Genomic DNA, 24,846 nt, shown 5'->3' on the forward strand with positions numbered 1-24,846 from the left:
GAAAGAGACTTGTATGACTTTACTTTCAATTATCATACCTTGTTACAATGAAGAAGAATCGATCGAACCCTATTTAAAAGAGATGAAGATGGTTGAAAGTGCCATGTCTTCTCAACTCGAATTTAATTACTTATTTATTAATGACGGTTCAAAAGATAATACACTATCACAGCTCAGATTATTTTCACAACTCTACCCTAATGTCCATTACATTTCTTTTTCCCGAAATTTTGGTAAAGAAGCAGCTCTTTTAGCTGGCTTGGAAAATGCAACTGGTGATTTTGTCGTCGTTATGGATGTTGATTTACAAGATCCCCCAGAACTGCTACCAATGCTTTATCAAGAAATACAAGATGGTCACGATGTTGTGGCTACTAGACGTAGCAATCGTAAAGGTGAACCACCCATTAGAAGTTTTTTTTCAACTCTATTTTATAAAGTTATCAATCTTATCTCAGAGACTGAAATTGTTAATGGTGCAAGAGATTATCGTATGATGACCAGACAAGTTGTCGATAGTATTTTAGAATTAGGTGAGGTCAATCGTTTTTCAAAAGGGATTTTTTCATGGGTTGGCTTTGATGTTGTCTATGTGAGCTTTGATAATAAAGAACGAGTCGCTGGAAAGACGTCCTGGAATTTTTGGGGATTATTAAACTATTCCATTGATGGTTTTATTAACTTTTCTGAAATCCCCTTATCAATAGCAACTTGGATAGGCACCTTTAGTTTTGTTATTTCTTTATTTGCTATACTTTTTATAGTGATACGTAAACTATTATTTGGTGATCCCGTATCGGGTTGGGCAAGTACCGTTTCTATCATTCTCTTTATGGGAGGTATTCAGCTTTTTTGTATGGGAATTATTGGAAAGTACATGTCCAAAATTTTCTTGGAGACAAAAAAAAGACCTGTATATATTGTTAAAGAAAGACAATAAAAAAAAAGACAACTTAAAGTTGTCTTTTTTACATTCCTCCTGAGAAGGCTTCTAATAAGTCATCATATGAATAATTTGAACTTGACTCAGTTGTGTCCACTTTCCATTTACCAGAATCACTATCACGTTGTAATTTCAAAGTGTAACCATCAGTTGGCATATATTTTGGCGTATTGACTTGTGCATCATCATAATGGGAATGCATGTTGTCAAACACATACTTTTCAGCTTCTTTATAGTAAGTTTGGTAATCTGAATTAGAATCATTTTTGTGTTGATTAATATAATCTTTTTCCAAAGATGTCAAATCCATGTCTTTTAAGTCAATAACAGATGGTTTGACTTGGACAACTGCAGAATCTGGGAAATAACTCTTGATGGTAACATCCATTTTTGCTCTTTTAGCATTAACTTCAACATATTGATCAATAAATGTTGTTGTTTCAGCATCACTAGGTTTAAAATATTGGAATGAATTTTTTAATGCTTGTGAAAAGACATCATAATAAGCTTTCTTATCAGAATCGGCATCATTTGATAATTTTTTCGATGATTTTGATTTTGTTGCTAACAATTCAACGGTTGCTTTTTTTCCTTCAAAACTTGCTGCTGAAGTGTATGTTCTAGATAAGGAACCTGAGCCGTTTAAGAAAGTTTGATTAATAAATTGGTTGGTTAACGATTTGATTTCTTCGGTATTATCCTTGTATTTTGAAATTTTTACTGGGATAGTAATCTCATCTTTTGTCTTTTTGCCATCTGAAATATACAGTTGCCCAACAGACAGATCATATTTTTTCTCACTTTTATCAACCTGATAGACTAAATAGCCTGTTTTTGATTTTCCTTTTGACAATTTTCCGTAATTTAATGTCTTAAATTGGTTCTAAGAGTCATAAACACTTTCTGAATCAATACTATTATCATCACTATCACTTAGTGTAAAATCATCACGACCGATAGACAAGCTACCATCTGTTTTATTTGTGATTTTAACTTTTAAAGCCAAATAGCCATTATCATCACTTTCAAGTTTTGAGTCTGAAGGGACAATGTATTGACCATCAACGATAGAAACAGCTAAGTCCTTTGATTTTCCTGATTCCTAGCTCGACTTGTTTCCGCAAGCAGCCAAAAGCATGACTGATGACAGTGACACTAGTCCTACTAAAACTTTCTTATTTCTCATATTTTTCCCCCTAAAACTGAATACACTTAGCTTCTTGCTAATTGAATACACTTACATTATAGCAGATTTTAGATTAAATTTCAGTTCAATTTAATTGAAAAGTTAGTGTCAAAAAAAAAGAGTATCTTAGATACTCTTTTTTAGCGTTGATTAATGCTTTTCATAACCCGTTTAATATCACGATCTTGTTCACGACGTTTGATGCTTTCGCGTTTGTCAAAATCATGTTTTCCTTTTGCAAGTCCAACTAAGACTTTAGCAAAGCCGTTTTTCAAATAAACTTTTAAAGGAATCAGAGTCATACCTGTCCCTTTAAGATCATTTGTTATTTTAGTAATTTCACGTTTCTTTAGTAGTAACTTCCTGGTGCGTGTAGGATCTTGATTCCAAATATTTCCTTGTTCAAATGGGGAAATATGGACATTGATAAGCCACGCTTCACCGTTTTTAATTTGTGCATAGCCATCTTTTAATTGAATTCTTGCAGCTCTAACACTTTTAATCTCGGTTCCTGTCAAGACAATACCAGCCTCGAAGGTATCTACTATACTATAATCATGCCTAGATTTTTTATTTTGTGCTAAAACATTTCCTTCTTCTTTGGCCATGTCAACTCCTTATTTTGTTTTCTTTTTCTTATTCCTTGATATCCCTTTATAAAATGGTTTTTTTGCTTTCTTTCTGACTTTAAATTCAGATTTTGAGATTTTATCATTTGAGTGTCGCTCAGAAGATCTAGGACGTTTTTTTCGTTCAGATGATCGATCTGTTTTACTAGAACGATTACGGTTATCTTTTTGTGAAGACCTTTTACGTGATGACTTCTTAGATTTGTTTGGTTTTTTCTCAACAATGTCATATTCACTTGGAAGATACTCAAAGTCAATATCACCCGTTTCTTTATCAGCTTTGACCAATTTTACCTTAATCGGTTGACCAACTCTAAAGACTTTACCAGTTTTTTCACCCTGTAATGTTAGAGTTCTTTCGTTAAAAAGAAGGTATTCTGGTAAAGTTGTTACATGAATAAGTCCTTCAATGGTATTTGGGAGTTCAACAAACATGCCAAATTTTACCACACTAGAAATCATAGCATCAAATTCTTGACCAACATATTCTTGCATGTATTCAGCTTTTTTCATTACTTCCACTACACGTTCAGCATCTATAGCACGTCTTTCAAGACTTGATGAAGATTGGGCTAATTCTGGAATAACCGCTGAAAAATGAGCTATTTTGTCGTCATTAACTTGAGAATAATCACGTATCATTCTGTGAACTAATAAATCAGGATAACGTCTAATTGGGCTGGTAAAATGTGTATAATATTCTGCGGCTAAACCATAGTGTCCATGATTATGCTCTGAATACCTTGCTTGTTGCATTGATCTTAAGAGCATCATGTTAAGAACTTCTGCACCTGGTTTCCCTTCAACTTTTGCCATGAACTCTTGCAATGCTTCTTGAGAAATTTTTGATGCAGTACCATGAATTTGAATTCCAAAGATACTAGCATAGTCCATAAATTTTTGTAGTTTTTCAGCTTTTGGTTCTTCATGGATACGATAGATAAATGGTAACTTAGCCTTGGCAAAATGTTCTGCCACACACTCATTTGCAGCTAACATGAATGATTCAATCATCCGCTCAGCTGTTCCACGTTGACGTAAAACAATATCAACTGGCATTCCTTTATCATTGACAATTATCCTTGCCTCAGAAGTATCAAAGTTTAAAGCACAACGTCTGACACGCATTTTTTCTAAAATATGATGGAGTTCAGTCATATCTTTGACTGACTCAGAAATTTTACTGTATTGATTGATGACTTCTTCATTACCAGCAATCATCTCATTAACATCATTATAGGTCATCCGATAAGTCGTCTTGATAACTGATTGCGCAATTTGATGATGAAGAACCTTACCATCCTTATTAATTTCCATAATAGCTGACTGAGTCAATCTATCAACATTCGGATTTAAAGAACAGATACCATTTGATAGACGTTCAGGTAACATTGGAACTACTCTATCAGTTACATACACAGAAGTTCCTCGTTTAACGGCTTCTTTGTCAAGTGCAGACCCCTCTTTAACATAATAGGAAACATCTGCGATATGAACACCAAGCTCAAAATTGCCATTAGGAAGTCTTTTTATGTGGACAGCATCATCAAGATCTTTTGCGTCAGCACCATCAATGGTAAAAGTAATTTCTTGTCTTAAGTCAATTCGACCTTGAAAATCTCTAGAACTTGGTGCATCTGGAATAGCATTAGCTTCTTTAAGTACATCATCTGGAAATGTCGAAACAATATCCATTGACTCTAGAACTTCTAAGACATCGATACCCACATCTCCTTGATGACCTACGATGTCTCTCACTTGACCAACAAAATAGTCATGCCCACGACTAGGATAATGTGTAATAGTTACTTTTATAATTTCACTACCATCTAAAACAATGGGTTCTTTCTTCAAATAAATGGGTTGCTGAACCTTTTGATTTTTTGATTTGATATAACCAATATAATTTGGTTTTTCATCATCTAAAATAACCTTACCAACAACGGTTTTTAATGCTCTTTCAATGATATTAACCACTTTTGCTTCTGCAGCATTACCTGTTAATCTATTTGAAGGTTTCTTAATAATGGCTTCAACGATATCACCGTCTATTGCATAACCGACATCATTTCGACCTATAAATAAATCATCCTCAGTATCGTTAATATGTAAAAACCCAAAACCAGCTTTATTGGCGCGAAATGTTCCTCTTACAGTAACGACTTCTTTTTTAGGATTTTCTTTTCTCAAAGAAAGACTACCATCTTGTTCAAAACGTAATAGTCCTTGACTTTCCATTTTTGAAATTTCTTTAATCAGATTTGTGAAATGCTTAGCGCCAGACATTTCAAGTGCTTCTGCTAAATCATTGATATCTGATTTGCCTTTTTCTTTTAAATAGGCGATAATTTTTTTCTTCATATTTACCTTTTTTCTATAATAGTTTACTACTAAAGAAAAAGTGAGCTAGACTAACACTGTCAAGCTCACTCTTTATTTACTTGATAAGATGGCAAGCACTAAGGCAATCGCTAGCCAAAAAAAGACTAAAATTGCAGTAAAACGTTGCATAAAAGCTTCAAAACCTCGAGCCTTTGTGCGTTCGAAGAGCGCTTCTGAGCCACTGCTATCAAAAACATTGCTACTTGGATTTTTTTGTGGTTGCATAAAGATAGCAATCACTAATATAACAGATAATATAAGCAATGCTGTTAGTAGTAAGTTGTACATGTTATTTCCTCCAGTATGGTCTTGTACATTCTAACATAAATCATATTACGATTCAATATGTAAGGTAACTTTTCTTTCTTTAGGACAGTACTTTAAAACCTCTATTTTTTCTGGATGATTGGTTTTATTCTTACTGGTTAAATAGTTTTTACTACCACATTCACTGCATTTCAAATTGATTTTAACTCTCACTAAATTTCCTTGACCTTAAGGTACTTTCTAAAATTAATAAAACTCCATAAGAAGTTACTTAAAACGATGAGACTCGTTATATAGAAGACATAACGATAACCCATCTGTACAGCAATCGTAGAGCCAACAAAGGGACCAATCACTTGTCCAAAATTGGTGAACATTTGATTATATGAAAAAATTCGTGAAATCCCTTCCCTTGGAGTAATCTTAGTCAATAGTGAATTGATACTTGGCATCAAAGCTCCTGTACCAAAACCATATAAGAATCGTAGGATACCTAATTGTATAGTTGTTTTGGCTAATGCACATAAGAAATACATGGAAAAACTATAAAATAAGGCAATTAATAATAGCCTGTGATTTCCGATTCTATCCCCAATTTTACCAAGAGTTGGACTGCTCAAAATACTTGAAAAACCCATTGCGGATACTATTAAACCTGACACAAATAATAAATTTTCTTTTTGACCCAAATGTCTAATATACAAGCTTAGAATTGGAGCAATAGACTGTGCAGAAATTTGAATAATCATACTAGTTACAAAGAGTCCAATTAAGATTTGAATACTTTTGACATTTCTAAAAACAGCTTCAGTTGACATAGCTTGCTTTTTAGAAATAGGTTGGAAGTCTTCTTTCACAAAGAAAATGGTTAATAAACTACAAAATAATAAAATACAGCCAACCATCAAGAAAACTTCACGTATTCCAAACACTTCAGCTAATACGCCACCAATTAGTGGACCAATTAAGGTTCCAGCTGTCATACCTGTTGCCAAAGTTCCTAGTGCGTAACCTGAATGCTTTTGTGGTGCTTGACTGGCTATCAAAGCTGTCGAATTTGGAATATAACCAGCAAACATACCGTTAACAACTCTTAAAATTAAAAGCCAAAAAACATTTGGAACAAAAGCTAAACCGCCCATTGTAAAAGTCATCACTAGACTTGCTCTAACCATCATTGGTTTACGTCCATAACGGTCGGCTAATTTTCCCCAAATTGGAGCTACTAAGGCTGAAGCTAAAGCTGATAACGCAACCGCCATTCCAGCATAGAACTCGACTTTATCTTTTGGAGCACCCAGATCTTCAACATATAATGCCATAAAAGGCATAACAAGTGAAAAGCTTGCCCCAGTAAAAAAGTTCCCGAGCCAAGCTATCTTTAAATTTTTTTTCCAGTCAACTACATTGACAGCTTTATCACTGATAACAATTCATCTTCTTTCCAGTACAGTATATTTCATGCTATTATAGCACATTTTTACAGAAATATAAAGTTAGTCTTATGATGAAAGCAACTAACGTTTTTTGAGACTACCTAATAAGCCTCTGACTAATTCTCGGCCAAGTGTTCTAACTGTTGTACTGATAAAAGCATCCGTTGCTTTCTCAACTTGAGTCTTTCTTGGACGAGTATGACTCGTTTTCTTACTTGATTTGCTAGAATTGCTCACTTTTTTTGCAGCAGCTTTATCAGCTTCTTCTTTTTGCTTTGCTTTATCATCTGCAACCACTTTTTGAGCTAATAGTTCATAAGCGGATTCACGATCAACAGTTGTGTCATACTTACCTGCAAAAGGTGACGATTTGATAAGGTCACTCAATTCCTGATCATTCATGACATTAAAACTACTTTTTGGAGGCATGATATAAGCTCTTTCAACCATATTAGGTTGACCTTCAGTACTAAGTGTCGAAATCAAGGCCTCTCCAACACCCAATTCAGTAATCGTTGTCGCTACATCAATTTCAGGATTTTGTCTAAATGTTTCTGCAGCTACTTTAACAGCTTTTAACTCTTTTGGAGTATAAGCTCGTAGTGCATGCTGAATACGATTACCTAGTTGTGCTAAAACTGTTTCAGGTAAATCCAATGGATTCTGAGTGATAAAGAAGACACCTACCCCTTTTGAACGTATCAACCTCACAATTTGTTCAACTTTATCAAGGAAAACTTTTGGTGCATCTTTAAACAAAAGATGCGCTTCATCAAAGAAAAAGACCATTTTAGGTTTTTCTAAATCTCCAACTTCTGGTAGTGTTTCATAAATTTCTGAAAGCATCCAAAGTAAAAAGGTTGTATAAAGTGTTGGTGATTGAAAGAGTTTTGTAGCAGATAAAATATTAACAGCACCTTGACCCTTCTCATCAATTTGCATAAAATCCATGATATTAAGAGCAGGCTCACCAAAAAATTGATTCCCACCTTCTTGTTCCAGTGTGAGGAGACCACGTTGGATTGCACCAACAGATTGTTTTGCAATATTTCCATAAATACCAGAGTAATCTTGAGCATGATCTGATACTTCTTTAAGCAGTGCTTGTAAATCCTTTAAATCAATTAATAACCAACCTTTATCATCTGCAATTTTAAAGACAATAGTTAAAACACCTGTTTGTGTATCATTTAAATCTAACAACCTTGCTAACATCAAAGGTCCCATTTCAGAAATGGTCGTTCTTACAGGATGACCAGTTTCCCCAAAAACATCCCATAATCTTACAGGAAAAGCTTGAGGTTGGTAATCCGTAATGCCTAATTTTGAGAGCCTTTCAGATAATTTTGGCGTAACTTCACCATCTTTTGCTAAATTAACTAAATCTCCTTTAATATCAGCAAGAAAAATAGGAACACCTGATAAGCTTAATTGTTCAGCTAATACTTTTAGAGTAACTGTCTTGCCTGTTCCAGTAGCACCAGCAATCAAGCCATGACGATTCAACATATTTAGCTGTATATCAATTGGTTGTTTACCTTTTGCAATTGTAACTGTTGCCATGATGACCTCATTTCTATTCCTCATTATTATCATTATGAGAATTGTCTTTACTTATCATCCCAATTATAACACAAAAAGAGGAAAATCTTTGATTAACCTCTTTTAATTATTTGTCATTTAAAGACCTAAATAAACTTGATAAACAACCTAAACTAAATTGCATTACCCATCCAACACCAAAGGCAAAACACAAAGTCCCTATTCCTAATGGGCCACCAAGTAACCAACCTAATAAAGAGACGCTACCTTCAAGTAAGGTTCTAACAATTGCCACGCGCCAGCCCAGTAATTGGCAAAGTCCAACTAATAGGCCATCTCTAGGCCCTGCACCTTTGTGTGATGTTAAATAAATAGCTGAAGCTATACCTATAATCACAACACCTACTATCAAAAGAAGCACTCTCATCAAGAATGATGTTGGCTTTGCAATATGGTCTGTAAGTTGACCAATGACAAAAGCGATGATGATAATATTTAATATTGTTCCTAATCCAGGTTTGATTTTAAGAGGAATCCACAAAAGCATTACCAAAGAGCTAATGATAAAAGTCATCCAACCTAATTCAATTCCTGTAGATTCTGAAATTCCTTGAGAAAGGATAGTCCAAGAAGCTGATCCTAAATTCGCTAAGACTAAACAAGATTCACCGACACCAAAAAGGACCAATCCAACAACCAACATGAAAAGGGATAGAGGTTCTAATGACCACAGTCCTTTACCAGTCCATGGTGTTTGAGGAATTAACTTTTTCATGCATGACCCCTAATTTTCTTTAAAGCACTAGATAACTGATTTTTTAAGTCTTTTTGACTGCCATTATTATCAATTATCAGGTCAGCATAGGCTTTTTTTTCTTCCATTGCTAACTGACTATTAATCCGAGCTTCTGCCTCTTCTTTTGTGTAATGGTTTCTGTCTATTAATCGCTTCAACTGTGTACCACTGTTAACATAGACTAGCCAAACTTGATCAAACCAATCTAAGTAATTTAGCTCAATTAAAAGTGGGATATCCATAAAGACAATAGCATTTGTTTTAGCTAACTGATCTTTTTGAACTTTCAAACTTTGTCGAATGATCTGATTTTGAATGAGAGCTGATCGTTCTTTCTTTTTAGGATCTGAAAAAATAAGTTTAGAAAGTTTTGGTCTATCCAGTTCACCATTTTCTTGCAATATGGTTTGTCCAAATTCTGTGACTAAAGCCTTATACAATCGTCCACCTTTAGCTTGTAACTCATGAACAACTTGATCAGCATCAATGACTTGATAGCCTTCTTGTCTTAAATAATGAACAACAGTTGATTTACCTGATGCTATTCCACCAGTTATTCCAATTATCATACTCATCGTTTTTGACATTGAGGACAAAAATGTGTTCCTCTTCCTTTCAATTGAATTTTGACAATAGCTTCTTGACATCTTGGACAAGGTTGTCCTTGTTTACCATATACCTTTAAGTATGATTGCATCGTACCATCCTCACCAAGTGCATTCCGATAAGTTCTAATGGTTGAGCCACCCTTTTCAATCCCTAATGACAAAATTCTTATCGTCTCATCATGAATTCTTTTAATCTCTGATTTCTTTAATTCTTGACAAGGCTTAGCAGGGTGTACTTTTGCCGCCCATAGCACTTCATCAACGTAGATATTTCCTAGTCCCGCAACCAACTGCTGATCTAATAGGCGAGGCTTTATTTCTTTTTTGGATAAAGGTATTTTGGCCTCAAACTGCCTTAATGTAAATGTTTCAGGTCTAGGCTCAGGTCCTAGTTTCTTTTTCTCAAAATAAGTGGATTCTTGGTCCTTTGCAATAATCTCCATTGTCCCAAATTTTCGAACATCTTGATAAACGAGAGTAGCTCCATTTTCTAAATAAAAATAGACATGGAAATGTTTATTTTCAGGAACTTCTTCAGGGAAATACAAATATTTCCCTTCCATCCTAAGATGTGAAATCAAAAGACAATCCTCTAGAACAATGATCAGATACTTGCCTCTTCTTCTGATTTCTTTAAAGTGTTGGCCCTCAACAAGAATCTTAAAGAGTTCTTTTTCTGGTTTGACCATTTTAGGTACTTTAATACTGATTGCTTTAATTTGCCTTCCGATAACTAAGGCTTCTAAACCACGACGCACAATTTCAACTTCTGGTAATTCTGGCATACTTTACTTCCTATTACATCTCTTAAATAATGACTATTTTAATAGGAATTGTAAGTTTTTGCAAATATAACTATAAAAAAAGAACTGCAGACAGTTCCTTTTTCATTTTTCTAATGAGAGCTTTAATTAGCTAGTCTAATCCGAAAAAGCTAAGATCAGTATACATGATTATTTTGAAAGCTTCAAATCACTTTTATTATTATTCTTTCTTAGTAATAAATACATTTTTAGTGGTCAAAATTTATTACTACAAATCACTTAAAAATTTACTAAATTAATAGGTATCTCTTTTTAAGTTATCACCACCAGCTTTGGTCTATTTAACAATGCTATTCAATTTTACAAATATCTGTTTATTCTTATATTCATAAGATATACAAGTAGATACTTTAATATAGTTCAATTTATCTGTTAACCCTCATTTATCAATAATTTAATTTATTAAATCCAGAATCAGCAATTATAATTTAATATAGCAAATTAACATAACTCCCAAGGTTAAATTCTATGCTTTTATATCATATCTGTAGTCCATCTGGAATATTACTTACTTTCTTTTTTAAATTTATTGAATATAGAATGTTTGGGAGAAATACTACAACTTAGTGATGTAATCATTCCTACAGTATAGCAGACAACTATGATATGTAGATAAAAATATATCAATAATTCTGATATCCTTGTTAAATGTCCAATAATAAGAAGAATAGTAACTAGGATAGGAATAAGGACAGTATTCTTAATAAATAGCCAAAATTGTTTAATAATCTGATGTAATGAAAGTATTTCTTTAGATGTTCTACTCACAAAAATAAAAACTAGTAACTCAAGCATCAAACTCCAACAAATAAGTAGTATATTTTTATTAAAGGACAGATGATATAAGCTACCTATAATAATTAAAACTAACCCTGAAATAGTTATAATACTCAAAAATCTAAATATATTTCGCATTTTTTACCTCTTATTTAAATATATTTATTTTTTTTAAAAAAGTACAAAAAAATTTAACAAACTTATTCTCATTTTTAATATCTTTTTTCCGCATTAAATATCTATAATATAAATAAAGAAAAGTCAAAATGATAAGATAAAGATATATCACAATTAGTGATAAGCCCCCTAGTATACTAGCAAAAAAAGGATACGAGCTTGTAAGAGCATAGGCAACACCCAATAGAATAAGGATTAGAGGAATGATACTCTCAACTGATCTTTTTATTTTGTCTAGATACATAATTTTTTTATCAGATATTTTAAAAATAGTTTCTAAAATTTTCATACTTGTTCCTTTCCTATTATATACCATATCATATTGTAGTAATTAGTAGTTACCAATTTATTGGGGCTAGATAATGCTAGCTGCAGCACCACCAGCTGCACATAAGGCATAACCTTGCCAAGTCATAAATACCCCACCTGCCTGAGCACAATATACTACTCCTTGAGCTGCACCTACAGCACCGCTCAAAATAAGATCTGCACCTTTTTTACCCCCTCCATACACATCAGCAAGTTATTCAACATTTACCTGTACAGTATTGTGCACCTAAAACAGCTCCCCCAATAGTACCTACAAAAGAAAAAATTCCAATTAAAATTCCAATTAAAAGAACAGCTAAAGTACACACTGCTATTACTTTTTCTGCTTCTCCTGCACCTAATTTATTTCCACATTCCAAGAAAATTATTTTATCAATTTTTGAAACTATCTTTACAAAAATTCCTTAATTGTACGATTTTCATCATGAAATGAATATTATTTTTAGAATAAAGTTACCCTGCTTCAAGAGTTTCTTTAAAATTAATAATCAAAAATACCGTCCAATATACTAGTATGTTCTAGTATTTTCGCTAAATAAGACATAATTTACTTTTCTTTTTAAAAAGGAATATATTTTACTATCTTGCTAGTTTCAAAAGTTGTGAAAAGTTACTAAATTCACTAAATATTTTCAACAACTGAACATCTAACCGACCTAATATAAACTTATGTTCTACTTTTACTCTGGAATCACCCTAAACAAATCTTTAAAAGTACATAAGACACTGCGACTTCTTATTGCATATTCCTTAATTTGATTAACTCTCAAATAAAAATTTGGAAAATCACATTTACATTATGCTACTTGTTAATAATTGACTATAGTACGTTTCGTGCACTCACTTCAACTTTATTCAATACCTAACTACTTGTAAGAAACTACCCCCAGCTAATTCACACTAAAAAAAAACGAGAACACTAAAAAAATGTTCTCACTTCCGCCATATCTTTCGAAAAAGTAAATCTCAACTTAATGTCTGATTATAGAGCGCTAATTACTTAAAAATAATACATCGTTAGTACCTGTTACAATTCTGACTTGATTTCCCAGTTATTTCACAATATAATTTATCACTCCAAAATTGCATAATCATACGGACTCATTTTTCAGTCAAAATACCTCTTGCAATGTTGAAAATAGTCTTATCATGACCTTTCTTTGATCGAATGTAGAAAATTTAATCCTGACTCCTTTATCTCTTATACTAAATTTTCAATATCATTGATAAATAATGGTAGCAATGCCCTTTCTTTAACTCTTGAAACCCCTAAATCATTTCTCATTTCATTCATTAGTTGTTCTGAAACCTTTAATAATTCTTTCCCATTCGAATCAGAAGTTGAAACTACTCGAAATTCGATCCACTTTCTAACAACCTTTTTGGAACCCCAAAGTGTTATTTCTTTACTAAATTTTATAAAATCTGCTAATTGATCCTCTGAAGATTATTACGAATTCTCTTCATCTGACTGATTAATTTAAAAAATCATTTTAATAAAGTGAAAATAAGCCGACTCACGCTTTTGAGTTAAATATTGCAACCAGACTTGTTTAATATCAAAGATCACTTTAAAGCTAGTTGTTAATATAGTTACAAATCCTGTAATAATAGCCACTATAATAATTGAGTTATATGTATTCAAAATAGATAGTAATTTTAAAAACCATTCAAAACTAAGATATACCAGTACTGTAATAATACTTAATCTCAAAAGACCAAGAAAAATACTGGTCTTACTTTCATCCATAGTTGTCAAAAATTTCTAATATTCTTTTTCATTGTAACCAAAGTCTGCTAAATCAAGCTTTTTGTCACGCCAATTTTTTTTGACTTTGACCCAAGTTTCCAGGTAAACTTTATCTCCTAACATAAGTTCAATATCACGTCGTGCCATTTTACCAATCTTTTTGAGCATGGCACCTTGTTTTCCAATGATAATTCCTTTTTGACTATCACGTTCAACCATTATGGTTACTCTGATATGAACCTTATCTGTTTCAGGATCGCGTTTCATACTATCAACTACAACAGCAACTGAATGCGGTACTTCTTGTTCCGTTAGTTTTAATATCTTTTCACGTACCATCTCTGAAACTAGGAATCTTTCAGGATGATCTGTTATTTGATCTTCTGGAAAATATTGAAACCCTTCTTCTAGATTATCTTTTAAAACTTGTAATAAGGTTTCGACGTTATTTCCTTGAAGTGCAGATATTAGTATGACTTCCTTAAAGTCCATTTGATTTCTAAAATCATCAATTTGTTCTAAAAGCTGATCTGGATGAACTTTATCAATCTTATTGATAACTAAAATAACAGGAACCTTTGCTGCTTTTAGTCGCTCCATAATCATATCATCACCCTTGCCACGTTTTTCATCGGCAGGAACCATAAACAATACTGTTTCAACTTCTCTTAATGTTGAGTAGGCAGACTCAACCATAAAATCACCTAAAGCTGTTTTTGGTTTGTGAATCCCAGGGGTATCGATAAAGACAATTTGCTCATTGTCAGTTGTGTAGATACCCATTATTTTATTTCGAGTAGTTTGCGCTTTATCACTCATAATGGCAATTTTTTGCCCCATGACATGATTTAAAAAAGTTGATTTACCAACATTTGGGCGACCTAAGATTGCCACAAATCCTGATTTAAAAGTCATTATTTTATCTCCTAAAATTTTCTATTATCATTTACAAGCACTAAAAAATCAATTCCCAAATTTTGGGAATAAAAATAATCATTCCAGTAATAACTGCGTAAATGGAAATTACTAAAACTGCTCCAGCAGCCATATCTTTGGCATTTTTTGCCATCATGGAAAAATGATAGTGACTTGCCAAATCCACTACATTTTCAATTGCTGAGTTAATGATTTCACAGGTAATAACCAAAAAAATTGCTAAAAAGAGAAAGAGCCATTCCATAGCAGATATACTAAAGACAAGACCCATTAAAATAGCCAAAGCAGCTGATACAGCATGCTTTTTCATATTTCTTTCTTCTTTGAATGCTGTAAATATACCAGTCGTAGCAAATTCTAAACTGGATAATAAATCTCTATTTTTCCATTTTTTTTGTGAATTATTGTCTTGTAAGGCCATAAGCAGTTAATATCTCTTCTTGTAAAGTAAACATTTCTTTTTCTTCTTCAGGGGTATAGTGATCATAACCATTGATATGTAAAAAACCATGAACCGCCAAAAATCCCATTTCACGTTCAAATGAATGCCCGTATTCTTGTGCTTGTTCCTTAGCTTTATCAATAGAGATAAACAATTCACCAATATAAGCATCAAATTCAGACATCATTTCAGCTAGTTCAGGATTATCTGCTAATTCATCTTCATCGATTAATATAGGTGCTTCAGGTTTGTATTCTAAACTAATAACATCTGTCGGACGATCCGTATCGCGATATTCTAGATTTAAGGCATGACTTCTTTCATTTGTCACAAAGGTAACAGCCATTTCTTTATCTTCTTTGCCTGTTTTTTCAGCTGCGAAATTAAGCAACTCTAATGTTTGCTCCATAATCTCTTTCGAAACTTGTCCAGTCTCGTCAAACATCTCTACGTACATTCAAATCTTCCTTCGTCTAAGTTTGTTTTCATTATACCATAAGATACTTAAAAAAGCAGATTCTCATCTGCTTGTTTCTGCCTTCTTCGTGAGCTCTAAAGCATTAAAATAATCTTCTTTTGTGATTACATAAGTCGCTGATGTAATCAATCGACTAAGATCTTTATCGTCAATTTTATCATATGGCATATTGTGTGAAAATAACATACCTGCTTTTTCCATGACTCTCCCAGATGCAGGATTTGCAGTATCATGCTGAGCAATTAATAAATTCATTTTTAGCTCTTCAAAATACAGTTTAATAAATGCTTTTGTTGCCTCTGTTGCATAACCTTGATTCCAAAATCGCTTATTCAAACAATAACCTATTTCAGCACGACCAAGGTCAACATTTAGATTTTGCAAGTCTAATGTTCCAATAAAGGTATCAGACTCTTTTTCCACAATACCATATAAACCTAAAGGTTTTGCAAGATAGATTTTAGCAATCATAGCTTTGGTGTCGTCAATGGTCTCATTGCGTTTAAAAGCAAATCTAACATTTTCTTCATCTGATGCATACTGAAACATTGCTTGAGCGTCATCTAAAGTTACTGGTCTTAAAAGTAATCTTGAGGTTTCAAATTGCCTCAATTGACTTAATTTTTCCTCAATGCTTGTCATCTTTTTTACCTATTAATTGACTTACTTTCTTTTGTAATTCAGGGACTAAATCTTTTTCAAACCAAGTATTCTTCTTAAGCCAAATTTGATTTCTTGGCGATGGATGAACTAGTGGTAAGTATTCTGGTAAATAATCCTCATAATGCTTTACTGTCTCGGTTAAATTCTTCTTAGCATTTTTTCCAAGATAATGCTTTTGAGCATATTGACCAACAAGTATCGTTAGCTCAACTTCTGGCATTTCTTCTTTAAGCTTTGGATGCCATTTTTCGGCAAAGCCTTTACGAGGGGGTAAGTCACCAGATTTTCCCTTTCCTGGATAATAAAAATCCATTGGAATAATCCCAAACATATCAGAATGATAGAAAGTTTCTTCGTCAACACCCAACCAATCTCTAAGTCTTTCACCACTTTTATCATTCCAAAATAACCTAGATTCTTGTGCCTTTATCCCAGGAGCTTGTCCGACAATAATAATCTTGGCACTTTTAGGTGTATAATAAAGGGGCTCAATTCCTTTTTTTGTGTATTCTTTATTTTGTTCATCATTCATGATTTCTTTAAATAGTTTTGTCATATTAACTCCCTTTTAAAAAGATAGTCCTTCTTATGAAGGACTATTATTTTTTTCTATTTATCTTCAATAATCGGATAATTTGTCAACTGTGATTCACCAGAATTTTCTTCTTGTTGAAAACTTCGTGCTACACTTCTATCAGTTTCATAGGCATTAATGATTTCTGCAACAACTGGGTGTCTAACAACATCTTTTGCTGAAAAATGAATAAAATCAATCTGACTAATTTTCTGTAATTTTTGACTGGCGTCAATTAAACCTGATTTAACTTGTCTTGGAAGGTCAATTTGACTTGTATCGCCATTGACAATCATTTTTGAATTAAAACCAAGTCGTGTTAAAAACATTTTCATTTGCATGATTGTTGTATTTTGTGCTTCATCAAGAATAACAAAAGCATCATCTAACGTTCGACCACGCATATAAGCTAATGGCGCGATTTCAATGATTTCTCGTTCCATTAATCTAGTTGTTTGGTCTTTCCCTAATATTTGATACAAGGCATCATAGACAGGCCTTAAATAGGGGTCTACTTTTTCTTTTAAATCTCCAGGTAAAAATCCTAAACTTTCGCCAGCTTCAACTGCTGGCCTTGTTAAAATAATACGCTTGACCTGTCCTTTTTTCAATGCTGTAACTGCAAGTGTCACAGCTAAGAACGTTTTCCCAGTCCCAGCAGGTCCAATCCCAAAAACCACATCGTGTTTTTTTACACTGTCTACGTAAACTTTCTGACCTAGTGTTTTGACTCTGATTGGCTTTCCATAGTGATCTTTTATTATTTCTTCTTCATACAGTGCAACAAATTTATCAATTTGTCCACTTTTAACCATATTTAAAGCAGTAACAACATCTGATGTATTCATTAGCATTCCACGATTAACAAGAACTAATAATGCTTGGATGGTTAACTGTGCATATTCTAAGGATTGTTGATCATCAGATAGAATTTGAACACGCTCTGTACGTGCATGTATAATCACATCTAAATTTTCTTCAATTAGTTTTAAATGACGTTCATTTGTTCCAAATAAGGCCAAAACATCATCTGGATGATTTAAGACGATTTCAGTTGAATACTCTTGCAAATAGAGTCCCTCTTTCATCAATTATTTTCTTCATTATAACAAAAATAAGAAACATTTAAAAATATTAATCCATTTGAAAAAGAAGAGATATGATCTCTTCTTTTATAGTCATGATATAAGATGAGCTTCTTTTAAAAGTTCCTCAATATAGGTTCCTCTAATTTTCTTCATTCCAATTTTTTCAATTAATCCTGGAATTGGTAAGTCTTCCACAGATTTTTTGTCATTGAGATAATACATTGCTTTTAATAACTCACGAATATCATAAGCTGAATTAAAGACTTCTGGAACACCACGATCTACGTTTAACAAAGTATAAACAGATTCCATGGCTGTACGGATTGAATATTCAGTTGTAAAAACGGTATCTCGTGTTGGTGATTCAGCAAAATTACCGATAAAAGCTAAGTTAACAGAGCCGTCTGGAATGATTTTTGGTCTATCACCTTTTAATCTAGGCATGAAGTAACTTGTGATATAAGGCATGTATACTGGATTTGTGTTGACGTATTTTTGGTCAGACAAATCATGAATTTTCATTTCTGGAACACCTAAATGATAAAGCCATTCTTCAGTGATTTCACGACCTGTACATTCTTCAATTGGTTTTTTAATATAGTTTCCGTCTTTATTTGAATATAGTCCATATATCCAAACAATGGTTTCATTTTCTTTTTGTTCTTTAAAATGTGGTTGACGGTGAATTGCAAAGCTCATCATCCAATTTGAGTCTGTAATCGTTACGATACCACCAGTATTTACCTTACCATCATGCAAATCACGATGTGTTAAACGCTCAATATAAGGTTCTATTGCTGGGTCTTTGATTGTCGCTGTTGCAGAAACAAACCAAGATTCTTTTGGTAAGTCTTTATAAAAGACTTTTGGATGACCAAATTCATCAGATTGAGCAGCAAGATTTTCCCATAGATTCCAAGAACCCCCTAGATCTGTATTTGGTTTTGCCACTGTGTCATGACTACCATAGTTAGTGCTTTCTGTGATAGAACCATTGGTTACAAATACTAAATCATCTGGTGTTAATGAAATGGTTTTTCGTTCACCACCAACTGTGAGAAGTAATTCTTTGGCAACTTTTTTACCGTCTTTAAAATCAACCTTGATGTTATTAACTTTGGTATCAAATTGTACATCAACATTATGTGATTCCAAGTAAGCGATGATAGGTTTAACCATAGAATCATATTGGTTGTACTTATTGAATTTAAGTGAGGTAAAGTCTGGAAGTCCTGAAATATGATGAATGAAACGCATTGCATAGCGACGCATTTCAACTGCAGAATGCCATTTTTCAAATGCAAACATAGTTGCCCAATATGCCCAAAAATTACTCTTAAAGAATTCAGCTGAGAAGACATCTTCAATTGTTTTATCACCTAATGATTCTTCGGTTTGCATGACAAGTTTCACAAGCTCGTTTGAATGTTTTCCAAGTGTAAACAAACCATCATCATCCAAGCGATTTCCACGATTATGGATTAAACGACAATTTGAAGAATTAGGATCTTCTTTATCCAACCAATAATACTCATCTAAATAAGATGCCCCTGGCACTTCTAATGACGGAATTGAACGATACATGTCCCACATACATTCAAAATGGTTTTCCATTTCACGGCCACCACGCGTGACAAAACCAATATCCGGTTTTTGAATACCGTCTAAAGAGCCACCAGATAATGGTAATTCTTCTAAAATATGAATTTTTTCACCTGCCATTTGACCATCTCGAATCATAAAGACTGCTGCGGCTAATCCAGCCAAGCCAGATCCAACAATATAAGCAGATTTTTCCTCTACTCCAGCAGGTTTTTTAGGTCTTGCAAAAGCCTCGTAATTTCCATTACTATAATACATAAACTGACCTCCTAAGGTTAATTAAAGCACTTTCACTTTACTAACTTCATTCTACTCTTTATAAGATTATTGAACTAATGAAAACCTTCAATTTCCAATACAAATAGACATTTTTAGACATTTCGTCCAAATAAAAAAGCAACCAATACCAAATGGTTGCTTTTTAGATTAATTAATGTCCAAGATATTCTTCCCAAATGGTATCAAATTGCCCAAGGTTGAATGAAAAACTAGCTTCATCTTCTAGATAACGACTAATTGTTTCAAAATCATCTGTATGCTTTGGAAATGTTGTTTCATCAAAAACTAAATCAGCCAAAATGGCTACCGGTTGATTTGATTTTGGATTTCTCTGAGTCATTAACCATGTGTAAAATGATTTTCTCAATGCCAATTCTCCTCTAAAAAATCATGTCTAATTTTACTACTCAAAGCATATCGTTCTGGGTTTGTACGGTAAAAGCCTTGATGGTATTCTTCTGCTTCATAAAAAGGTTGAGCTGGTTCAATTTTTGTAACGATTGGTTCTTCAAATCGACCTGAATTCTGTAACTTTTCTTTTGAAGCTTCTGCAATTTGACGCTGATTATCATTAAAATAATAAATGACGGGCCTGTAATTATCACCACGATCTTCAAATTGCCCAAAAGCATCAGTTGGATCAGTTTGTTGCCAATAAAGTGATACTAAATCATCATAGCTTATTTTTTCAGGATCAAAAATTATTTCTACGGCTTCAGTATGTCCCGTTGTTTTTGAACAAACCTGTTCATAGGTGGGATTTGGAACATGTCCACCAGTATAACCACTCCTTACTGATAAAATACCATCTTGTTCTTCAAAGGGTTGTACCATACACCAAAAACAACCACCTGAAAATATAGCTCTTTCCATACAAACTCCTTACCTGAAATGAATTACGATTATTGTAACAAAAAATAGTTTTCTTGTCAGTTCTGACTTGCACTTGATTTCAAAAAAGAAGACTCTAAAGCCTTCTTAGATCAGTTCAGTTCCTGTTTGATCTTGTTTAATCCTTTTAGCCTTCATTAGACCACCTAAAGCTTTTTTAAATTGACCTTTAGAAATACCAAATGTTGCTTTGATATCCTCTGGGCTAGACTTATCGTTTAGAGTCATAAATCCACCATTTGTCTCGAGATAAGTGAGTATCATTTGTGAATCATTTTCAAGCATTTCAAATGATCGAGGTTTTAGTGAAAGATTTAATGTCCGATCAATATCTCTAAAACCAATGACTCTAGCATCTAAAACCTGTCCTAAACGTGGTTCAGAAAATCTCTCACTTGGATGGATAAATCCCAACATATTATTTTCAGGGAGGTATACAAAAGTTCCAGATAACTTGAGACGATAGACAATAGCTGGCCAATTTTGATTTTGCATATTGTTATAAGCTGGTCTAGCCATTTTTAAGAAAACTTCTGGTTCTGCTGGGTGTCCCCAAATTCTATCTTTTTTATCAACACTAAGTCTAATGTATAGTTGATCTCCTTTTTTAGGCCATAGTTCCTTAATCTCAGGTAAGATATCTAAAGAGACCACAATTTCTTTATCTGGAATACCTGTATCAACAAAAACGCCCAAGTCTTTCCGTACTTCTGTAACTGTTCCCCAGCCATATGAATCTTGACGACTTTTTATATCTTTTGTGGTTAACCGATGTTTTTGCTTCATATCAAGATAAGCAAAACCTTTAACCATATCTCCAATCTGATGTTCACCTTCATTTTTATCTAATGAAAAGGTAATCCCATCTTTTTGCACAAAATAGTGGCTTTCATTTTGGTCAATAATAAGTCCTGTAATGATAGTTGCTAATAAACTTGTCATATTTTCTTCCATTTCTAGTTCTTATAAGGTTTTAAGAAAAAAAGAGAAGCAGTAAAAACTGCTTCCAACTACTTTCTTAAACAGAAAGTAACTCTTCTTCTTTGTCTGCAGTCATTTTATCAATATGCTTAACTGCTTCATCAGTTGCTTTTTGAATATCTTTTTCTAGAGATTTCAGTTCATCTTCAGTAATTTCTTTATCTTTTTCTTGTTTTTTAGCCTCATCCATAGCATCACGACGGATATTACGAATAGCAATTTTAGCATTTTCACCGATTTTTTTAACTTCTTTAGCTAAATCTTTACGTGTTTCTTCTGTCAAGGCTGGAATGACCAAACGAATCACTGAGCCATCATTTGCTGGATTAATACCTAAATCAGATTCATTAATAGCACGCTCAATATCTTTAATAGAAGATTTATCAAATGGTGAAATCAAAAGAACTCTTGCTTCTGGAACAGTAATTGAAGCAAGTTGATTCAATGGTGTTGGAGCACCATAATAGTCAACTTGAATTCTGTCTAATAGACTTGCATTGGCACGACCAGCGCGAATACTTGCATATTCACGTGATAGTGATTGATGCGATTGCTCAAAGCGTTCATTAGCTTTTTCAATAATTGCATTTGCCATAATATAAATTTCTCCTCTTTTCCCTTATTCAGATGTTTTATTTGAAACAGTTGTTCCAATATGTTCTCCAAAAACAACACGTTTGATGTTTCCAGGTTCGTTCATATTAAAGACAACAAGGTCAATATCATTATCCATAGATAATGTTGATGCTGTTGCATCCATAATTTTTAATCCACGTTTGATAACTTCACCATGTGTTAATTCATCAAATTTAACTGCATTGGCATCTTTTCTTGGATCAGCATTATAGACACCATCAACGCCATTTTTTGCCATAAGGATAGCGTCAGCTTCAATTTCAGCTGCACGTAGTGCTGCCGTTGTATCCGTTGAAAAATAAGGCGATCCAATTCCAGCACCAAAAACCACGATACGATTTTTTTCAAGATGACGAAGTGCACGTCCTCTAATATAAGGTTCAGCAACATTTTGCATTGGAATAGCAGTCTGTACTCTTGTATCTACTCCATATTGTTGTAAACTATCAGCCATGACAAGTGCATTCATTACCGTACCAAGCATTCCTGTATAGTCTGCTTGAACTCTATCCATACCAGCTTCTGCAGCAGGCTCGCCACGCCATAGATTTCCCCCACCAATAACAAGTGCCACTTGAACTCCTGATGATTGTACTTCAGCGATTTCTTTAGCTATGGCTTGGACTGTAGGTAAGTCAATGCCGACACCTTTTTCACCAGCTAGGGCTTCACCAGATAACTTTATTAAAATGCGTTGATATTTAGGTTCCACGTTATTATCTCCTTATTTTGTCTTTACTATTCTACCATAAAAGACATATTTTTAATAGATAGATACTGCCATAAAAAAGAATTTCTGAACTTCTTTAAAAAATAAAAAGCTATCCATTGGATAGCTTTTTAAATATTTTTAGAATGAACTTGGATCAACTTTGATACCAACACCTTGAGTTGTTGTAAGTGTTACATTTGTCATGTAAGTTCCTTTTGCAGTTGATGGTTTTGCTTTAACCATAACATCGTTGAATGCTTTAAAGTTTTCAACTAATTTTTCAGTTTCAAATGAAACTTTACCAATGATTGCTTGAACATTACCAGCTTTGTCTGCACGGTAAGTAATTTTACCACCTTTTGATTCTTCAACTGCTTTTGCAACATCCATAGTTACTGTACCAGTTTTAGGGTTTGGCATCAAGTTACGTGGTCCAAGGACACGTCCAAGACGTCCAACGATAGCCATCATATCTGGTGTTGCAATAACAACATCAAAATCAAGCCATCCACCGTTGATTTTAGCAACTAAATCATCTTCACCAACGAAGTCTGCTCCAGCAGCTTTAGCTTCTTCAGCTTTAGCACCACGTGCAAAAACAAGTACACGTTGTGTTTTACCAGTACCGTTTGGCAATACCATTGCTCCACGGATTTGTTGGTCAGCCTTACGAACATCAATGTTTAATTTATATGCAACTTCAACAGAAGCATCAAATTTTGCGAAGTTTGTTTCTTGTGCGAGTGCTACAGCTTCTTCTACGCTGTATGCTTTTGTACTGTCAACTTTTTCAAGAGCAGCACGCATTTGTTTGCTTTTTTTAGCCATTATAAAATTCTCCTTGTAATGTGGTCATATCGATTTGATTTAAAATCTCCCACGTCACTCATCAAATTATGATGAAGTCTTGCGGGTAATAGGTTTCAAAAACTGATTAATCAGCTACTGTGAATCCCATAGAACGAGCAGTACCTTCGATCATACGCATTGCAGACTCAATGTTTGCAGCGTTTAAATCTGGCATTTTAGTTTCAGCAATTTCTTGTACTTGAGCACGAGTAACTGATGCAACTTTAGTTTTGTTAGGTGTACCTGAACCTTTTTGAACACCTGCAGCTTTTTTCAAAAGAACAGCAGCTGGTGGTGTTTTAGTAATAAAATCAAATGATTTATCTTCATAAACTGAGATAACAACTGGGATGATCATACCAGCTTGATCAGCTGTACGAGCGTTAAATTCTTTAGTGAATCCCATGATGTTAATACCTGCTTGACCTAGAGCTGGTCCAACTGGTGGAGCTGGAGTTGCTTTACCAGCAGGGATTTGAAGTTTTACAAGTTTTTCGACTTTTTTAGCCATTTTTAAAAATCCTCCTGTTGTGGTTTTGGCGGTAATTAAGATTTTTACCTCCCACAGATATGCTAGTGCATACCTTACCATTATACTTGATTTTTAAAATTTTGCAAGTAATATTCTTTGTTTTAATTATTTTTTCTATATAATCTTATTGTATTATTTACAAGAGTTTCGTTTGAGTATAAAATAGACTTATGCTTATATACAAATTGATGGCTTTGGCCTTTTTAATACTGACACCTATTTTTTCATATGTTATCGTATCAATGTTCAAATTAAATCGATATGGATTGAAATTTCCTGATACTACATTGCCTTTATACGCACTAGAAATCATTATTGTTTCAGCTAAATTTTTCACACATAGTCTACTGCCTTATTATGTCATTATTAAGTCAATCTTAGCTATCACAATTGCTAGCCTTATTCTACGAAAAGGACAGCATTTCTCTTATCATCGCTTCTTAAAGTTATTTTGGCGTTCAGGTTTTCTAATTACCGCAGTCTTTTATTTAGGCCTTGTCATTTTAGTTTTTATCATCTAAAAAAGCTGAGAAATC

30 protein-coding genes are annotated in these 24,846 nt (G+C 33.5%); 2 read left to right on the forward strand and 28 right to left on the reverse strand.

What is annotated here, in order from left to right; all coding sequences use genetic code 11:
• The first annotated feature begins 13 nt into the window (after positions 1–13).
• Positions 14–940 (forward strand): glycosyltransferase family 2 protein, encoded by a 927-nt coding sequence (locus STRUR_RS07925; RefSeq protein WP_006739119.1) that lies wholly within the window; start codon positions 14–16, stop codon positions 938–940.
• 28 nt (positions 941–968) lie between these two features.
• On the opposite strand, the gene STRUR_RS07930 is transcribed toward STRUR_RS07925, so the two are convergent.
• The 28 genes from STRUR_RS07930 to rplK form a co-directional block, all read right to left on the reverse strand.
• Positions 969–1,796 (reverse strand): hypothetical protein, encoded by an 828-nt coding sequence (locus STRUR_RS07930; RefSeq protein WP_006738749.1) that lies wholly within the window; start codon positions 1,794–1,796, stop codon positions 969–971.
• Between the two features lie 30 nt (positions 1,797–1,826).
• The gene (locus STRUR_RS12025) at positions 1,827–1,949 is read right to left on the reverse strand and encodes a hypothetical protein (protein ID WP_006739241.1); all 123 of its coding nucleotides are present in this window, start codon (positions 1,947–1,949) and stop codon (positions 1,827–1,829) included.
• Positions 1,950–2,269: 320 nt separating this feature from the next.
• The gene (smpB, locus tag STRUR_RS07935) at positions 2,270–2,737 is read right to left on the reverse strand and encodes an SsrA-binding protein SmpB (protein WP_006739994.1); all 468 of its coding nucleotides are present in this window, start codon (positions 2,735–2,737) and stop codon (positions 2,270–2,272) included.
• 9 nt (positions 2,738–2,746) lie between these two features.
• Positions 2,747–5,119 carry a ribonuclease R gene (rnr, locus tag STRUR_RS07940; RefSeq protein WP_006739896.1) on the reverse strand — a complete coding sequence of 791 codons (2,373 nt, stop codon included), beginning with the start codon at positions 5,117–5,119 and terminating at the stop codon, positions 2,747–2,749.
• A 72-nt stretch (positions 5,120–5,191) separates the two neighbouring features.
• The gene (gene secG, locus STRUR_RS07945) at positions 5,192–5,428 is read right to left on the reverse strand and encodes a preprotein translocase subunit SecG (RefSeq protein WP_006739287.1); all 237 of its coding nucleotides are present in this window, start codon (positions 5,426–5,428) and stop codon (positions 5,192–5,194) included.
• Positions 5,429–5,473: 45 nt separating this feature from the next.
• Positions 5,474–5,620, reverse strand: a complete 147-nt coding sequence (gene rpmG / locus STRUR_RS11340; RefSeq protein ID WP_081479446.1) for a 50S ribosomal protein L33 — start codon at positions 5,618–5,620, stop codon at positions 5,474–5,476.
• Positions 5,620–6,834 (reverse strand): multidrug efflux MFS transporter, encoded by a 1,215-nt coding sequence (locus tag STRUR_RS07950; protein WP_502620580.1) that lies wholly within the window; start codon positions 6,832–6,834, stop codon positions 5,620–5,622. The genes rpmG and STRUR_RS07950 overlap by 1 nt, the downstream gene beginning before the upstream one ends.
• Positions 6,835–6,924: 90 nt before the next feature.
• Positions 6,925–8,406, reverse strand: a complete 1,482-nt coding sequence (locus STRUR_RS07955) for a helicase HerA-like domain-containing protein (RefSeq protein WP_006739751.1) — start codon at positions 8,404–8,406, stop codon at positions 6,925–6,927.
• 106 nt (positions 8,407–8,512) lie between these two features.
• A complete protein-coding gene (gene yczE / locus STRUR_RS07960) occupies positions 8,513–9,160 on the reverse strand; it encodes a membrane protein YczE (RefSeq protein WP_006739182.1) in 648 nt (215 codons plus the stop codon).
• Complete coding sequence (gene coaE, locus STRUR_RS07965; protein ID WP_196792590.1) at positions 9,157–9,756, reverse strand: dephospho-CoA kinase; 600 nt, start codon at positions 9,754–9,756, stop codon at positions 9,157–9,159. Before coaE ends, yczE begins: the two co-directional genes overlap by 4 nt.
• Complete coding sequence (gene mutM / locus STRUR_RS07970; RefSeq protein WP_006740109.1) at positions 9,753–10,574, reverse strand: DNA-formamidopyrimidine glycosylase; 822 nt, start codon at positions 10,572–10,574, stop codon at positions 9,753–9,755. Before mutM ends, coaE begins: the two co-directional genes overlap by 4 nt.
• A 543-nt stretch (positions 10,575–11,117) precedes the next feature.
• A complete protein-coding gene (locus STRUR_RS11905; protein WP_006740764.1) occupies positions 11,118–11,528 on the reverse strand; it encodes a hypothetical protein in 411 nt (136 codons plus the stop codon).
• A 10-nt stretch (positions 11,529–11,538) separates the two neighbouring features.
• The gene (locus STRUR_RS07980) at positions 11,539–11,856 is read right to left on the reverse strand and encodes a hypothetical protein (RefSeq protein ID WP_006740763.1); all 318 of its coding nucleotides are present in this window, start codon (positions 11,854–11,856) and stop codon (positions 11,539–11,541) included.
• A gap of 66 nt (positions 11,857–11,922) precedes the next feature.
• Positions 11,923–12,081, reverse strand: a complete 159-nt coding sequence (locus STRUR_RS11760) for a hypothetical protein (protein WP_006738462.1) — start codon at positions 12,079–12,081, stop codon at positions 11,923–11,925.
• 1,581 nt (positions 12,082–13,662) lie between these two features.
• Entirely contained in the window at positions 13,663–14,562 is a 900-nt protein-coding gene (gene era, locus STRUR_RS07995) for a GTPase Era (protein ID WP_006739608.1), read from the reverse strand.
• A gap of 40 nt (positions 14,563–14,602) precedes the next feature.
• A complete protein-coding gene (locus tag STRUR_RS08000) occupies positions 14,603–15,004 on the reverse strand; it encodes a diacylglycerol kinase family protein (RefSeq protein ID WP_006739285.1) in 402 nt (133 codons plus the stop codon).
• Complete coding sequence (ybeY, locus tag STRUR_RS08005) at positions 14,985–15,482, reverse strand: rRNA maturation RNase YbeY (protein WP_006740036.1); 498 nt, start codon at positions 15,480–15,482, stop codon at positions 14,985–14,987. Before ybeY ends, STRUR_RS08000 begins: the two co-directional genes overlap by 20 nt.
• A 63-nt stretch (positions 15,483–15,545) precedes the next feature.
• Positions 15,546–16,145: a GNAT family N-acetyltransferase gene (locus STRUR_RS08010; protein ID WP_006739625.1), complete on the reverse strand. Its 600-nt coding sequence runs from the start codon at positions 16,143–16,145 to the stop codon at positions 15,546–15,548.
• Positions 16,132–16,722, reverse strand: a complete 591-nt coding sequence (locus tag STRUR_RS08015; protein ID WP_006739894.1) for a uracil-DNA glycosylase family protein — start codon at positions 16,720–16,722, stop codon at positions 16,132–16,134. Before STRUR_RS08015 ends, STRUR_RS08010 begins: the two co-directional genes overlap by 14 nt.
• Positions 16,723–16,775: 53 nt before the next feature.
• Positions 16,776–17,810 carry a PhoH family protein gene (locus STRUR_RS08020; RefSeq protein ID WP_006740761.1) on the reverse strand — a complete coding sequence of 345 codons (1,035 nt, stop codon included), beginning with the start codon at positions 17,808–17,810 and terminating at the stop codon, positions 16,776–16,778.
• 108 nt (positions 17,811–17,918) lie between these two features.
• Positions 17,919–19,688 (reverse strand): oleate hydratase, encoded by a 1,770-nt coding sequence (locus STRUR_RS08025; RefSeq protein WP_006740493.1) that lies wholly within the window; start codon positions 19,686–19,688, stop codon positions 17,919–17,921.
• Positions 19,689–19,860: 172 nt separating this feature from the next.
• A complete protein-coding gene (locus STRUR_RS08030; protein WP_006739912.1) occupies positions 19,861–20,076 on the reverse strand; it encodes a YozE family protein in 216 nt (71 codons plus the stop codon).
• Positions 20,073–20,582 carry a peptide-methionine (S)-S-oxide reductase MsrA gene (gene msrA / locus STRUR_RS08035; protein WP_006739328.1) on the reverse strand — a complete coding sequence of 170 codons (510 nt, stop codon included), beginning with the start codon at positions 20,580–20,582 and terminating at the stop codon, positions 20,073–20,075. Before msrA ends, STRUR_RS08030 begins: the two co-directional genes overlap by 4 nt.
• 105 nt (positions 20,583–20,687) lie before the next feature.
• A complete protein-coding gene (gene cvfB, locus STRUR_RS08040; RefSeq protein WP_006740760.1) occupies positions 20,688–21,542 on the reverse strand; it encodes an RNA-binding virulence regulatory protein CvfB in 855 nt (284 codons plus the stop codon).
• A 76-nt stretch (positions 21,543–21,618) separates the two neighbouring features.
• Positions 21,619–22,176, reverse strand: a complete 558-nt coding sequence (gene frr / locus STRUR_RS08045) for a ribosome recycling factor (RefSeq protein ID WP_006739705.1) — start codon at positions 22,174–22,176, stop codon at positions 21,619–21,621.
• Positions 22,177–22,200: 24 nt separating this feature from the next.
• Positions 22,201–22,929 carry a UMP kinase gene (gene pyrH / locus STRUR_RS08050; protein ID WP_006738686.1) on the reverse strand — a complete coding sequence of 243 codons (729 nt, stop codon included), beginning with the start codon at positions 22,927–22,929 and terminating at the stop codon, positions 22,201–22,203.
• A 138-nt stretch (positions 22,930–23,067) separates the two neighbouring features.
• Complete coding sequence (rplA, locus tag STRUR_RS08055; protein WP_006738495.1) at positions 23,068–23,757, reverse strand: 50S ribosomal protein L1; 690 nt, start codon at positions 23,755–23,757, stop codon at positions 23,068–23,070.
• A gap of 106 nt (positions 23,758–23,863) precedes the next feature.
• On the reverse strand, positions 23,864–24,289 hold the full coding sequence (rplK, locus tag STRUR_RS08060; RefSeq protein ID WP_006740162.1) for a 50S ribosomal protein L11: 426 nt from the start codon (positions 24,287–24,289) through the stop codon (positions 23,864–23,866).
• Positions 24,290–24,480: 191 nt separating this feature from the next.
• Here rplK and STRUR_RS08065 point away from each other — a divergent pair, with 191 nt between their 5' ends.
• Positions 24,481–24,831, forward strand: a complete 351-nt coding sequence (locus tag STRUR_RS08065; protein WP_006740759.1) for a DUF3397 domain-containing protein — start codon at positions 24,481–24,483, stop codon at positions 24,829–24,831.
• Positions 24,832–24,846: the final 15 nt, after the last annotated feature.

The organism is Streptococcus urinalis 2285-97, from assembly GCF_000188055.2.
Lineage (GTDB): Bacteria > Bacillota > Bacilli > Lactobacillales > Streptococcaceae > Streptococcus > Streptococcus urinalis.